Consider the following 13122-nt stretch of genomic DNA (forward strand, 5'->3'; position numbering starts at 1 on the left):
CTGAAGAAGAGAGAAAGAAGTATTTAGGTTAATAGGAGTGGAAATTTTACAATATTTGGGAATAGCTAAGTGAATAAGTCTTAGGATGAACATGATGAAACCGAGATGGAAAGCCAAGAAAATCCTTTTTAAACTATAGAATTTTGTTACGAAAAATCTTAAATTAAATTTTAATAGAGTTTTTGTGGATGTGATAATGTTTGAATATTAGGAAGGTTGTTGTTACTGCTGCTGGTCTTGGTACTAGGCTTTTGCCTATGAGTAAGGAGCTTCCTAAGGAGATGCTTCCAATTTTTGTTAGGGGTGTGGAGGGGGCTGTTTTGAAGCCTCTTCTTCAGGCTTTGTTTGAGCAGTTGTATTGTTTTGGTTTTAGGGATTTCTGTTTTGTTGTTGGTCGTGGTAAGAGGAGTGTTGAGGATCATTTTACGCCTGATTGGGATTTTGTTAGGAGGCTTAATGATAGGGGTAAGAGTGGTTTGGCTGCTGAGCTTAGTAGGTTTTATCGTATGGTTGAGGATTCTAGGATTGCTTTTATTAATCAGCCTGAGCCTAAAGGTTTTGGTCATGCTGTTCTTGTAGCTAGGTTTTTCGTTGGGGATGAGCCTTTCATGGTTTGTGCTGGTGATACGTATATTATTTCTGAGGGTAATTCATTTATTAGGAGGATGGTTGATGCATTTTCTGGGGATGTTTCAGCTGTTTTGCTTTTGCAGGAGGTTTCTAATCCTAGGGGTTATGGTGTGGCTGTTGTGGAGGGTTCTGGCGATGTTTTCAATGTTTTGAGGGTTGTTGAGAAGCCTACTGTGCCTCCATCGAATCTCGCTATAATGCCATTCTATATTTTTAGGTCTGAGGTTTTTGATGTTTTGGAGGGACTTGGCCCTGGTGTTGGTGGCGAGATTCAGCTTACTGATGCAATTCAAGGTCTTATAGATCGTGGTCGTAGGGTTGTGGCTGTTAAACTTAATTCTGATGAGCTTAGGCTTGATATTGGTACGCCTGAAACTTATTGGGAGGCTATAAAGCTTTCCCATGAATATTCTCTGGGGGAGGGGAAATGAGCGTTGAACTAATTGTAAGCCAGTTTAGTGGGGATTTGTTTAGGGGTAGGAGGATACTTGTAACGGGGGGTGCAGGATTCCTAGGTAGCTGGCTCTGTGAAGCACTCACAATCCTCGGAGCCAATGTATCATGCCTAGACAACCTATCAACTAGTAGGGTTGAGAATATAATGCACTTGAAGAAATATGGGAACTTCAAATTCATTAAAGCTGACATTTCAGAGTATCATCCGGAGGGGTTTGATTTCATTGTTCATGGTGCAAGTCTACCATCACCAGACGATTACATGAGGAGGCCCGTAGACACTATGCTTCCAAACAGCCTTGGATTGTTGAATTGCCTTGAAGCTGCAAGGAAAGGCTCAATAGTGCTATACACGTCTACCTCCGAGGTTTATGGCGACGCTGAAATCATACCCACACCTGAAGATTACTGGGGTAAAGTTAACCCAATTGGCTTGAGGAGTTGTTATGATGAGTCTAAGAGGTTTGGTGAAGCTTTATGTATGGCTTATTATAGGCAGTATGGCGTTGATGTTAGAGTTGCAAGGATATTCAATTCATATGGCCCAAGATTAGACCCCGAATCCAGGTATGCTAGGGTTATCCCAAGATTCATAATGCAAGCATTGAGGAATGAACCTCTAACAATTCATGGTGATGGAATGCAGACGAGAAGCTTCACATACGTAACAGACACAGTCAACGCATTAATCAAGATGCTTATAAATGATGGTGTGAGGGGTGAGGTTGTGAATATTGGAAGTCAAAATGAAGTGAAAATAATTGATCTTGCGAAGATGATAATAAGGTTGACAGGCTCATCCTCAAAAATCGTCTTCACAGAAGCTAGACCAGACGATCCTAGGAGGAGATGCCCAGACATAAGTAAAGCCAGAAAACTATTAAACTGGGAGCCGAAAATCAGCTTGGAGGATGGATTGAAGTACACGATAGAATGGTTTAGGAGGCAATTAAATGGTTAGGGGGATATCATTCTTCGGATTAGGATACGTGGGTTTAACGACTGCAACATGCCTAGCTTCAAGGGGGTTTAAGGTTATCTGCTATGATGTGGATGAAGCTAAGGTTGATGCTGTTAATAGTGGTAGGGCACCATTCTTCGAACCCAAATTGGATGAACTATTGAGGAGGGCTGTTGAGGAGGGGTATTTGAAGGCTGTGAAGGACCCGAAAACGGCAGTCTTAAACTCCGAAGTTACATTCATAACTGTTGGGACGCCTAGTAGGGATGATGGTAGCATAGACTTAACATATGTTGAGAGTGCGTCTAGGATGATTGGTGAAGCATTACGCTTGAAGAGTGGGTGGCATCTTATTGTTGTTAAGAGTACAGTTCTACCCACCACAACTGAGAATGTTGTTGGGAGGATTATTGAGGAAACTTCTGGGAGGAGGTGTGGTGAGGGGTTTGGGTTATGTGTGAATCCAGAGTTCCTTAGGGAGGGGAATGCCGTTGAAGATACATTTAAGCCTGATAGGATAATTATTGGGGAGGTTGATAAGAGGTCTGGAGACTTCCTCGAAGAAATTTATAGGGAGTTTTATGGTGATGATCTTCCACCAATTATTAGGACTACCCCTGTTAATGCTGAGTTGATTAAGTATGCTAATAACTCGTTTTTGGCTATGAAGGTTAGCTTCATAAATATGATTGCAAACATATGCCAAAAGATTCCTGGAGCAGATGTCGAAGTTATTGCTAGGGGAATTGGTCTTGATAAGAGGATTGGCCCATTATTCCTTAAGGCTGGTGCAGGTTGGGGTGGAAGCTGCTTTAGGAAGGATCTTGAAGCTCTATTGGATTTTGCCATTAAGAATGGTGTGGAGCTACCACTTGTAGAGGCTACGTTGAAGGTTAATAGGGGTCAGCCGTATAGGGTTGTTGAGTTGGCTGGGGAGCTTATTGGAGGGTTTCATGGGAGGAGGGTTTCTGTTTTGGGATTGGCATTTAAACCTGGAACTGATGATATGAGGGATGCAGTATCCATAAGGATTGTTAGGAGGCTTGTTGAGGAGGGGGCTAAAGTGGTTGTTTACGATCCAAAAGCCATGGATAATGCTAAAAAGATTTTTGGTGGGGATGTTGAGTATGCTGGTAGTGTTGAGGAGTGCTTGAAGAATTCGGAATGCGCAATAATTGTTACTGAGTGGGATGAGTTTAGGAAGCTTAAACCAGAGGATTTCATAAGGTTGATGAGGAATCCAGCAGTTGTGGATGGTAGAAGAATGTATGAACCAGAAGTATACTCTAGAATGTTGAAGTTTAAAGCAATAGGGTTGAATTATTTATAGTGACGTTAGAGAGTTTTGGGTTTAATTGTCTCATTATGTAATTATGGTTGAATTATTTGTTTAAGTAATGGTCTTTTAATGTTTTTAAGTGAAGTATCCATATAGATTTGAAAATGAGATTAAAATTGTGGGGGTGATTTTTGCAGGTAAGGAATTGTAGGTTTCAGGTTGATATTTGTTTTTATTGAATTTGTAGTTTTTGCTTTTGATGATTTTATTGTTGGTTTCGGTTTTGATGGCATCTTTTATGTTAGTGTTGTTTGTGTAGTTGATGGGAGTTTGTGGGGAGTGTTTATATAGATGTTTTAAAATAGTGTGTTATGGTGGTTTTTTGAGTGAGGCTGTTTTGGTGAAGATTGAGGAGATTGGGAGGAAGCTTGATGAGTTGATGAATTTCCTTGAAGATGTTTTCTTGACTGTTGAGGAGTACATGTTGTTGAAGGAGACTGATGAAATTGTTAAGGATGAATGTTTCTGCAAGTTGAAGTTCATTAATTATGTTTGAAGTTCTATATAACAGCTTTAGGAATGTACTCGCCAAAACACTAGTCTGCAAAGCTAGCCAGAACACATTGTTTATATTTCACTACTAAGTTTATAGCTATATGGTGTTGTCCAGTGGAGCTTAGTGACCTTAAGTCTAAGGTATTCACCTTATTGAAGGAAGATGAGGAGTTTCGCTATGCAGTAGCGGGTATGCTCGGCTTTGAGGAAATACTCCGCAGATTGGAAAGGCATGATAAACGGTTCGAAGAGATACTTCACAGATTAGATAGACATGAAGTGGAGCTCATTAAGCTTAGGGAGGACATGATTTTAGGGTTTAAGAGACATGATGAAATACTTGAGAAACATACGCAAGAGCTCATTAAGCTCAGAGAAGATATGATATCAGGATTTAAAAGACATGACGAAATACTTGAGAGGCATGCAAATGAAATTGCGAAACTTAGGGAAGATATGATCTCAGGATTTAGGAGACATGATGACGTGCTTGAAAAACATGCTCGAGAGCTCGTCAAGCTGAGGGAGGACATGATTTCCGAATTTAAGAAACATGACGAAATACTTGAGAAACATGCAGATGAAATTGCGAAGCTTAGGGAGGACATGATTTTAGGGTTTAAGAGACATGATGAAATACTTGAGAAACATACGCAAGAGCTCATTAAGCTCAGAGAAGATATGATATCAGGATTTAAAAGACATGACGAAATACTTGAGAGGCATGCAAATGAAATTACAAAGCTCAGGGAAGACATGATATCAGGATTTAAGAGGCATGATGAGATACTTGAGAAGCATGCACAGGAGCTCATCAAGCTCAGAGAAGACTTTAATGTGATGCTTAAGGTGATCGGTCAGATTCAAGAAGAGCAGAGGAGGATTAGTGAGGGGCAATATAGGCTGGAGAAACGTGTAGACTCCTTGGAGAGTGCCATGATAAGTGGCTTTGGCGAGATGAGCAAGTTCGCAGGCCTTACATTCGAAGAGTTTGTTAGGAAATTTCTATCTGCAAGTTTGAAGAGGTCTGGCGAAATACCCGAAGGCGCCGAACTTGTCAAAGGCTTTATTAATGGAGAGGAGATAAATATTTTCCTCGAAGACCCCCTAATAGTTGGCGAAGCCACAAGCTATGCAGAATCATCCAATGAGATAATGAAGCTTCTTAGGAAAGCTGAAATTGTTAAGGCTAAGTACTCTAAGGAGCCCAGGAAGATGCTGGTGATACTTACAGCGAAGAGCGATGCAGCAAAGGAAATAATGAAGATAGCTAAGGAGAAAGGTGTAGAGCTTGTGATAGGGAAAATTGTAGATTAATTTATAATGTTAAAGCGTTTAGCTTAAATATCCATTTGAAGCGATAATGTAAAAATGTTTGGGTTGTATTAAGGATAAGAACATTATGTTTGAATTTCTGTTTGGACACTACTTCTTCCTAATTTTCTGTAATGCTTTCAGAAGTTCTAAGTCCCCTTCATAATCACCTGCACATGTTGCTATAACTCCATCAACAATACCCTCAAGTTTTTCGGCAAATTCAACAGCTTTATCGATTGTTGTCGTTGGAACCCAACCAATTTGCCTCAACATATCCACATTGCGGGGAGTCTGTATTAGTATGTATGTGTATAGGGGAGTGTTCATCTTTTTAAGCTCTTTAGATACCTCCTCAAGTAATGGTAGAGTTTCCGGGGTAAGTCTTAGGAAGAATGCAAAATCCCATCCAGTTTTCACCCTCTCAACCATATCCTTAGAATCAAAAGTTCTTGCACCATACCTATCCTTTTGAGGTCTTGGAGATAAGAGGCATCCAAGCTTTAAAGTCTGTATCTTTATTTCCCTCCTCAAGAAATCCCTAGCATCTTCCGTCTTCTTCCAATACTTTGGGCCTAGGGGGTCTCCATATTTAGGCTCATCACCCATAGTTAAAACTATGCCATCTAAACCCACAGCTTCAGCAGCTAATGCTAAAGCCCCTACCTCCACGGGACCCTTATAATTCAATATGAAGATTGGCATCACAATTTTGTCTGGATACTTATTCTTCAAAACACAAGCCACAGCGGTACCACTTGGCGCAGGAATGCCAGCTGCACTATCAGTTATATTCCAACCATCAACAAGATCCTTAACATCCTCAACCTTCTTCAAGAACTTCCTCGTAGGCACAAATTCATGCAAAACCTTCATAGAATTCACCAAATAATTTATGACTTAAATGAACTTAAAATTTTTTCCAGAATGAGATATATACGAAAATATAGCAAATGAAACTCTGCATGTAAATATTATTTGAATAGGGGGCTATGGAATTATTTGAATCAAAGTTTATAAACATGACAATGGAAATCATTTAGCTGGAAGGTAGGGGGATTTGAAGAATAATAGTAGTGTAATTTCAACTATACCGAGGTTTAGAATAGGCATTGAATATATCTCTGAGCCCTATAAGACGCTTGTTTCTGAACTTCTGAAAGCTTTAATTGAGAATTGGGGTGATAAGCTTGTGTCCCTAGTGGTTTATGGTTCTGTGGCTAGAGGTGAAGTTAGGAGTGATAGCGATATAGATTTATTGATCGTGGGTAGGGGGCTTCCGAAATCTAGGTTTAAGAAGTTTGAACTGTTCGAGGAAGCTGAGCAATATGTGGAGCATTTACTGGAGAATTTGTGGTCTAAAGGGGTCTACACGGACTTCTCCCCAATAATACTGGATGTGGAGGAAGCTACAAAGAATAGACCAATATACCTCGATATGGTTATAGATGCAGTCATAATTTATGATGAGGGTAAATTTATGCAGAAGGTTTTGGAAGGGTTGGCGGAGAAGCTTAAGCAACTTGGAGCTGAAAGGAAGTATATTGGGAAGCTCTGGTACTGGGTGCTTAAGAAGGGGTACAAGTTTGGAGAGGTGATAGAAATTTGAAGAACATGGCTATGGCCAAATCATACGTAAGGCAAGCAGAAGAGAGAGTAAAGCATGCTGAGGAGGCGTTGAAAAGTGGGAACTATGCATATGTTGTTAGACAATGTCAAGAGGCAGTTGAATTGGCATTAAAAGGCTTCTCTGAGGCTCGTAGGCATAGAACTGCCAAAATGGCATGATGTCGGCCCAATACTAAGGAGAGAAATTGACAGATTCCCAGATTGGTTTAAAACTGAAATACCAAAATTGGCAAGGATATCGAGGAAACTGAGAGGGGAGAGGGAGCCATCAATGTATGGAGATGAAGAATCGGGGACGCCACCAGAAGAGCTATACACGATGGAGGATGCTGAAGAAGCCTTAACATGGGCAGAACACACCCTTAAACTAGTAGCAAAACTCTATGATGAAGTTGCGAAAAACATGTAGGCAAGAAAACACCATTTACACTGAGTTTGAATTAATTCATATGTCTAATTAGATTATCGAATTGACATTAAGTTAAATTGCTTTTATAAGACTAAAACAATATAAAATATATTGCTTGTGAATTGTAGAAGTCATTACTCAACATTTTTTCTAGGTTAAATTGAATTGAAGAAATCTAAAGTTTTAAGTAAGTTTTAATAGTGCTTAAGTGCTTAAAATTAGGGTTGTTAATTGGTGTGTATTTATGGATATATTGGAGAGGATTGAGAGGCAGGCTAATTTAATAGGGGGGCTTGTAAGGGAGCTGGAGGGTGAGAAGAGTTATAGGGGTATTGAGAGGCTTGTTCAACTAATTATTCAGGCGCTTCTAGATTTATGTTTAATGATTATAGCTGCGCTTGATGGGAGGAGGCCGAAGGCATACTCGGAGATAGGCTATATTTTGAGGGAACATGGTGTTATAAGTGATGATGAGGCAAGGTTATTGAAGTCTATGGCTGGGTTGAGAAACGTCCTTGTACATGCCTATGCCATCGTTGATAGGGATAAGGTTGCTGAATTTGCAGAACGTTTGAAGGTGGATGCACCTAGAATTGTATCTACAGTATTAGGGGGTGTTAAGGGTAAGCCTATCGACCCCCATAACGAGGACACTACAGAACTAGCTAAAAAGCTTAGAAGTGTGTTTAGTGGTAGAGTTCTACTCGCCTTCTTATATGGGGGTAGGGTGAAAGGCTACACCCTCAAAGGGGATTACGATATAGCAGTACTCATGAAGCCACAATGCAACTTATACATGCTTGGAGAACTTGTGGTTGATGCTGCAAAAGCCCTTGGAGTCGCCGAGGAGGACGTAGACATAGTGTGTATTGATATGCTACCACCAGAACATGTTTTGGAAGCGCTAAGTGGAATACCCATAATTGTAGATGACCATGCAAAGCTCTTCGAGTTAAAATATAGAGCAATACTCCAACTCCTAGACCTAGAGGAAGATATGAGCAGGCTTAATGCAAGAGCATGAATTCTAAATTGAGGAAAATCCCTAATGGAGGCTGAGTTTTCGTTGGAATATCTTTCATTAATGGCTATATCATATACAAAACTACAGAGATTTTGGAATTCACTGCGCCATGTCATCCTTAAATATTTTAGAGACACCATATTATTTTGGTGGTTTAATGATTGACTTAAGGGAGTTTACTAGGAGACTTTTAGAGTATGACCCAGACATAGTTGAGGTGGTTCAATTCGGCTCTTCAGTTTACGCCCCTGAATATGCTAGGGATGTCGATATTCTAGTGATAACGAGGAAGATGAAGGAGTATAACGGTTACCTTGATGCTTTAAATTTGGAGGATTCTCCCATAAATATTGATGTATTAGTGCTTGAAGTTGGCAAAATCCTTAAACGCGACCTTCTCAGAAGCATATTGGGATCTTTTAGACTATTGTATGGTGAGGGGAAATATCTACTTGAATATGCCAAATATTTGGGAGACCCAACATTTGAAGAAGCTAGATCTTCATTGAGAGTAGCAGCATCACTCTTGAAGCTTGCACTGGAAACAGTAAATCCTCTCGATAAAGATAGAATTTGCAGAGAAGCCTTCGACGCCCTCTTCCATGCAGCCAGAATAGCATCGATGATTTACCTTTCAACGGAAATAAGTAGATGGGATTTAATTAAAAGAGAATTACCAGAGCCCTATAGAACAAGCTTCAACGATTTTATCAGCACACTCCACATAAAATACTTTTACAATAGTGAATATCCTAGGGAGAATATTGAGGAAGAATTTAATAAATGGTTTAGAAGGGTTGAGGAATATATCTCCAAACTGGAATTGGAAGTTAAAATCAAACGAAAATAAACTCCACTTTCAATTGAATGCTTTGATGGAAAGCTTTATTGCTTCTCCCCATGCTTTTCTGCGCTTCTAGAGTCATTCTCTCTACGCTTGGTAGCCTTAGTTTAACTGCTTTTGAATCGAGCTTTGCTTCATGGAAGCCCCAACCATGTAAACCCATGCGGCATCCCATGAATACCTAAACCACTTCCCAACCTTCTCGCTGATAACCTCAACGACTTTCTTTAGCATTGTTAAATCAACAAATTAAGTTTTGTTACATATGCAAAACAGCATCTTATGAAGTCTTTATACGATAAGTATTGTGGCTCAGCTATAGGGTTGCTGTTAAGGATTCATATTGTTGTTGGGGAATGAGTATCTGAAAGGACTATTGAGCTTGCTGAGAAGCTTAAATGTATGTTTGCATTGAGGTTTGCCATTGAAATTATGATACGGCAGATGAGAGCTTAATTGAGGCTTCCATAAAATAGCATACTAGTTCTTTTATGTGAATGCTGAGGAGGACGCGTTTAAGCTTGTTAGGATAATTATCGGGGTTTCGGTGCACTCTGCCATTAAAGTTTAATAAGGGACTTGTGAAAGGTATGTAAGTAGTGGAGGAGTTGAATGCATTAAGTAAGCTTCGTGAAGCAAAGGAGATCCTTGCTAGAGCCTTTCAGGAGTTAGCTGATGGGGTGAAAAGTGGCGATTCGTTGAAGGTTAGAGATTCATGTGAGAAGGGCTGGCTGGCTACTGTTGAGGTTGTCGATGCACTACTCATTAAGTATGGTTATGGGGAAACCATAACTCATATGGATAGGAGGAGGAAACTTAGGGAGCTTGCCAGCAAGCTCGCGGAGATTTCGAAGCTAGGGATTTACGATAGAGTTGAAGCTAGGAGGAGCGTCCTTCATAACGATGGCTTTTACGGTGGAGTACTAACGCCAGATGAAGTTGAGGAAGAGCTTAAGAAGGTGGAGAAGCTCATAGGGGACATCGAGAATCTCCTATAGAATCCATATCCCCTTTATTCTAAAGTTACCCTAATTAAAGGTTCGGGATATTTATGTTCATCTAAAACTTGGAAGTATGATTTACATGAATTATCAAGACTTCTCGATCACGTTTGCATTGAGGATTTTTAATGGACTTAGATTAAAATCTTGAGAGTTATGCTGAAGCTTTTGTTTCTTCATCTCATGTAGTTTATAAAGGGAATATCTAAACTAAAAATGACTACTTTACCATTAAAGAGTTGGCGAGGGAAGAAACTTTAAGCTTGCTGGAGAATTGAGTTGCACTTCTACATTAGAGTTAGCTATGGGGTAACTTGTAGATGTCAAGTTTCAGGATAATCACCATATAATTTCTACCCCTTTCCTCCTAGCAACATGTGATAAATCTTTATCTCCCGTTACAATTGGTGCGTTAAGTTCTAATGCCAGCCATATTATTGTGGAATCCACGATGCTTAGAGATCTACCTTCCAATTCTGGGCTCCCCCTAAGCATTTCATCACCTTCCACTTTGATTTTTGCAGATTCAATGTAGTCGTTTAGCTTTAGCTCCACTATCCTGAAGTATCTTGTGATGAAAGTTTTAAGCTCCTCTAAGCTTTTGAGGGTGGGGATCTTCCCCCTCAACCAATGGATGGATAGTTCGTAGGCAACTGTGGCTGGTAGGTATCCAACAACTTCACCTCTTCTAATTTGAAGTAAGACTTTCTCCGCATTTCCCCCAAGCTCTCCATAGGCCATGGCTAGTATTGCATATGTATCCACAACAGCCGCCTTCACCCTCTCTTCCTCCAAAACTTCTCCTCCTCTTTATCCAGCTCCTTCTCAGCTTCTTCAGCACTACCAGAACAACACTTCCACACCTTCCCCCAGAGGTCAAGGGGTTCCAGCAGAATTCTGCCATTCTCAACCCTAAGTTCTAGGAGGGTTCCCTCCTCGATGCTGAGGGCTTCTCTAATACTCTTTGGTAAAACTATAATCCCCTTCCTATGAACCTTAATTACCTCCCTCTGCATATGTACATTCAGAATAATTGTCTATTAAGCTAACTTATAAGTTTAACCATAAGTTAGAAAATTCAAATGTAGGATAGATACCGTCACTTCATGAAGTTGTCTAGCAAGTTTAGAGGATAGAAGCCTACTACTAACGCTATAGTAAACACTCGAATTAAGAGGAGTAGGGAAAATTGAAAGTGGCTGTTAAATGAGGAAATGGTTTACTGAAGTAAAGTCATCAAGAGCTGAAGATTATGAGGGTGTTGTTAGAGGACATGGGTTTGTTACTTCTAAAATTGTTGGGCAGTGTGTTACATTTAATTCGGTAAGCTAAATAGAGACTATTCTAAATCATCTTTACATGTGGTTGATGCTGAATAAATTTATAAGTTATGGATGATTTTAATCCATTTGGTGAAATAAATGGAATATTCCAAGATCGATAAACAGGGTAGGATTGTTATACCATCACGTATCAGGAAGTTGATTGGAGTGGAGGGGGAAGCTGAAGTTCTCATTAGAGTTGAGGGTGGAAGAATAGTGATTGAGCCAGTATCGAGGAATCTTGAGGAGAGAGTTAAGGAGTGGGTGGAGACTGCCCTTAGCATGAGGGTTGAACCATTTTCCGAAGAGGTTGAGGGAGCATGGAAGTGGATGAGTGAGGATTATGCTAAGAGGAAGCTCGGTTTACTATCCTGAAGGAGTAATCGATGTAAGTGTAATCGTCGTTTCACTATTTAGAAATCCATTACAAGAGGTAGCAGTCAATTTCCTATCAGAAGTGCTATTACAGAGGAAGCGTATTGCTATACCCATAGCATCCGTTTTAGGGGGATTCCATATTGCTACAAGATACTTGAAGCTACCTGCAGTGGAAGTGAAGAAGGCTCTTGTGAAGATGTTGGAAACAAGGTCATCAGCCTTTTACCCCTACATATCCTTGGAAGATGCCATCGATACCATTGATTACGCAACATATTATAAAGTGGAGTCATGGGATGGATACATAATTAGATTGGCGAAGAACATTGGAAACAACATAGTGTACACGTTGGATGAAGACCTCAAGAAGATTAAGGACATAATAGTTTTAAACCCATTCCCAAAAGAGCTCATTGAACAGTACCATGAGTACATTAAACGCAAAACTGCAGAAAAACAGAGATATTGAGTGCAAGAATTTATTGGTTAAGGTTGATTTCACAACATCCAATGGGAAGGATCTTTTCTGATAGATGTGGAGTTAAAGAGGATACCCCCTTTATTTGGTGATGTGGCTAGGGAATTGTTGATGATGAAAAGATTTGGTTTTAATGGTTTCATCGAGTAACCTATTGGAATGTGAATCTTATGAGTTAATGTTTTATTGAGGATGTGAAGTTGCATAGATTCTTTAGAGTATTCCTTATTAGTTTTGGAGTAAGCTAAGCTTAGACATATGGTGAATATTATTTGGTGGCTTAAGAAGTATAGGTACTCTTTGACTTCATGTTTCCATAGGCATATTAAATATGGAAAATCTTATGAGCTTAAATGATGAGTGGGAATACTTAGAAGAACTTTGTAAGAGACTCATAGAATATGATAGGAAAAAAGGCTGATCTGGAAAAGTAATTAGAATGATTAAAAGTTAATGGAGTAAAATAAAGATGCATGCATAGGGGGATGTGAAAGCTAGACTTTATAGGAGAGAGTTAGGCATTAAAGTTGTAGGCTACTCAAAACACCTTAACATGGAGTTTAAGGATTTAAACATTATTGGATTTTTAGTTCTTTGAGCATCGTCTCCAATGATATTGCTTCAGGGAAATTTAAGAGATCATGGTCTTCTGTAACCAATTTAAGCCCCCGCTTTCTAGCTATGTAGATGTATGAAGCATCATAGAAGGTTATGTTGTTCTTTGCAACTATTTCAAAGACTTCAAGCATCCCCTTTTCAATATTCAACTTCTCTACGCCTCCCATAATCTCTTCAAACATCTTCATTACTGAAGCAGGATCCCTAATCTTCCCCCTCTGATA

16 protein-coding genes and 1 pseudogene are annotated in these 13122 nt (G+C 39.7%); 12 read left to right on the forward strand and 5 right to left on the reverse strand.

Going from position 1 to position 13122, the window contains the following annotated elements; genetic code table 11:
• Positions 1 to 200: 200 nt before the first annotated feature.
• The 5 genes from MRT15_RS05985 (at position 201) to MRT15_RS06005 (ending at position 5198) form a co-directional block, all read left to right on the forward strand.
• Complete coding sequence (locus MRT15_RS05985; protein WP_304328854.1) at positions 201 to 1061, forward strand: UTP--glucose-1-phosphate uridylyltransferase; 861 nt, start codon at positions 201 to 203, stop codon at positions 1059 to 1061.
• A complete protein-coding gene (locus MRT15_RS05990; RefSeq protein ID WP_304328856.1) occupies positions 1058 to 2047 on the forward strand; it encodes a UDP-glucuronic acid decarboxylase family protein in 990 nt (329 codons plus the stop codon). Before MRT15_RS05985 ends, MRT15_RS05990 begins: the two co-directional genes overlap by 4 nt.
• Positions 2040 to 3377, forward strand: coding sequence for a UDP-glucose/GDP-mannose dehydrogenase family protein (locus tag MRT15_RS05995; RefSeq protein WP_304328858.1), 1338 nt, complete (start codon positions 2040 to 2042; stop codon positions 3375 to 3377). Before MRT15_RS05990 ends, MRT15_RS05995 begins: the two co-directional genes overlap by 8 nt.
• 331 nt (positions 3378 to 3708) lie before the next feature.
• Positions 3709 to 3882 carry a hypothetical protein gene (locus tag MRT15_RS06000; protein ID WP_304328860.1) on the forward strand — a complete coding sequence of 58 codons (174 nt, stop codon included), beginning with the start codon at positions 3709 to 3711 and terminating at the stop codon, positions 3880 to 3882.
• Positions 3883 to 3995: 113 nt separating this feature from the next.
• On the forward strand, positions 3996 to 5198 hold the full coding sequence (locus MRT15_RS06005) for a hypothetical protein (RefSeq protein ID WP_304328861.1): 1203 nt from the start codon (positions 3996 to 3998) through the stop codon (positions 5196 to 5198).
• Positions 5199 to 5306: 108 nt separating this feature from the next.
• On the opposite strand, the gene MRT15_RS06010 is transcribed toward MRT15_RS06005, so the two are convergent.
• Positions 5307 to 6071 carry a hypothetical protein gene (locus MRT15_RS06010; RefSeq protein WP_304328863.1) on the reverse strand — a complete coding sequence of 255 codons (765 nt, stop codon included), beginning with the start codon at positions 6069 to 6071 and terminating at the stop codon, positions 5307 to 5309.
• 184 nt (positions 6072 to 6255) lie between these two features.
• On the opposite strand from MRT15_RS06010, the gene MRT15_RS06015 reads away from it, so the two are divergent.
• From MRT15_RS06015 to MRT15_RS06035, 4 genes and pseudogenes are all read left to right on the forward strand, one after another.
• Positions 6256 to 6804 carry a nucleotidyltransferase domain-containing protein gene (locus MRT15_RS06015; protein ID WP_304328865.1) on the forward strand — a complete coding sequence of 183 codons (549 nt, stop codon included), beginning with the start codon at positions 6256 to 6258 and terminating at the stop codon, positions 6802 to 6804.
• Positions 6801 to 7233 (forward strand): annotated as a pseudogene (locus MRT15_RS12570) (HEPN domain-containing protein). The gene MRT15_RS06015 and the pseudogene MRT15_RS12570 overlap by 4 nt, the downstream one beginning before the upstream one ends.
• Before the next feature lie 244 nt (positions 7234 to 7477).
• Positions 7478 to 8257 carry a HepT-like ribonuclease domain-containing protein gene (locus MRT15_RS06030; protein WP_304328867.1) on the forward strand — a complete coding sequence of 260 codons (780 nt, stop codon included), beginning with the start codon at positions 7478 to 7480 and terminating at the stop codon, positions 8255 to 8257.
• A 157-nt stretch (positions 8258 to 8414) separates the two neighbouring features.
• Positions 8415 to 9107: a hypothetical protein gene (locus MRT15_RS06035; protein WP_304328868.1), complete on the forward strand. Its 693-nt coding sequence runs from the start codon at positions 8415 to 8417 to the stop codon at positions 9105 to 9107.
• A gap of 96 nt (positions 9108 to 9203) precedes the next feature.
• On the opposite strand, the gene MRT15_RS06040 is transcribed toward MRT15_RS06035, so the two are convergent.
• On the reverse strand, positions 9204 to 9335 hold the full coding sequence (locus MRT15_RS06040; protein ID WP_304328870.1) for a hypothetical protein: 132 nt from the start codon (positions 9333 to 9335) through the stop codon (positions 9204 to 9206).
• 365 nt (positions 9336 to 9700) lie between these two features.
• On the opposite strand from MRT15_RS06040, the gene MRT15_RS06045 reads away from it, so the two are divergent.
• Entirely contained in the window at positions 9701 to 10099 is a 399-nt protein-coding gene (locus tag MRT15_RS06045; RefSeq protein ID WP_304328872.1) for a PaREP1 family protein, read from the forward strand.
• A 342-nt stretch (positions 10100 to 10441) separates the two neighbouring features.
• Here the strand turns inward: MRT15_RS06045 and MRT15_RS06050 are convergent, their stop codons facing one another.
• Entirely contained in the window at positions 10442 to 10897 is a 456-nt protein-coding gene (locus MRT15_RS06050; protein ID WP_304328874.1) for a PIN domain-containing protein, read from the reverse strand.
• The gene (locus MRT15_RS06055) at positions 10879 to 11118 is read right to left on the reverse strand and encodes an AbrB/MazE/SpoVT family DNA-binding domain-containing protein (protein ID WP_304328876.1); all 240 of its coding nucleotides are present in this window, start codon (positions 11116 to 11118) and stop codon (positions 10879 to 10881) included. The genes MRT15_RS06050 and MRT15_RS06055 overlap by 19 nt, the downstream gene beginning before the upstream one ends.
• 405 nt (positions 11119 to 11523) lie before the next feature.
• On the opposite strand from MRT15_RS06055, the gene MRT15_RS06060 reads away from it, so the two are divergent.
• A complete protein-coding gene (locus MRT15_RS06060) occupies positions 11524 to 11799 on the forward strand; it encodes an AbrB/MazE/SpoVT family DNA-binding domain-containing protein (RefSeq protein ID WP_304328877.1) in 276 nt (91 codons plus the stop codon).
• A complete protein-coding gene (locus MRT15_RS06065) occupies positions 11768 to 12271 on the forward strand; it encodes a PIN domain-containing protein (protein ID WP_304328879.1) in 504 nt (167 codons plus the stop codon). Before MRT15_RS06060 ends, MRT15_RS06065 begins: the two co-directional genes overlap by 32 nt.
• A gap of 584 nt (positions 12272 to 12855) precedes the next feature.
• On the opposite strand, the gene MRT15_RS06070 is transcribed toward MRT15_RS06065, so the two are convergent.
• The coding region (locus MRT15_RS06070; RefSeq protein WP_304328881.1) for a type II toxin-antitoxin system VapC family toxin at positions 12856 to 13122 on the reverse strand (267 nt) is incomplete at its 5' end.

The sequence above is a fragment of the Candidatus Culexarchaeum yellowstonense genome, from assembly GCF_024707025.1.
In the GTDB taxonomy this organism is placed as follows: Archaea; Thermoproteota; Methanomethylicia; order Culexarchaeales; family Culexarchaeaceae; genus Culexarchaeum.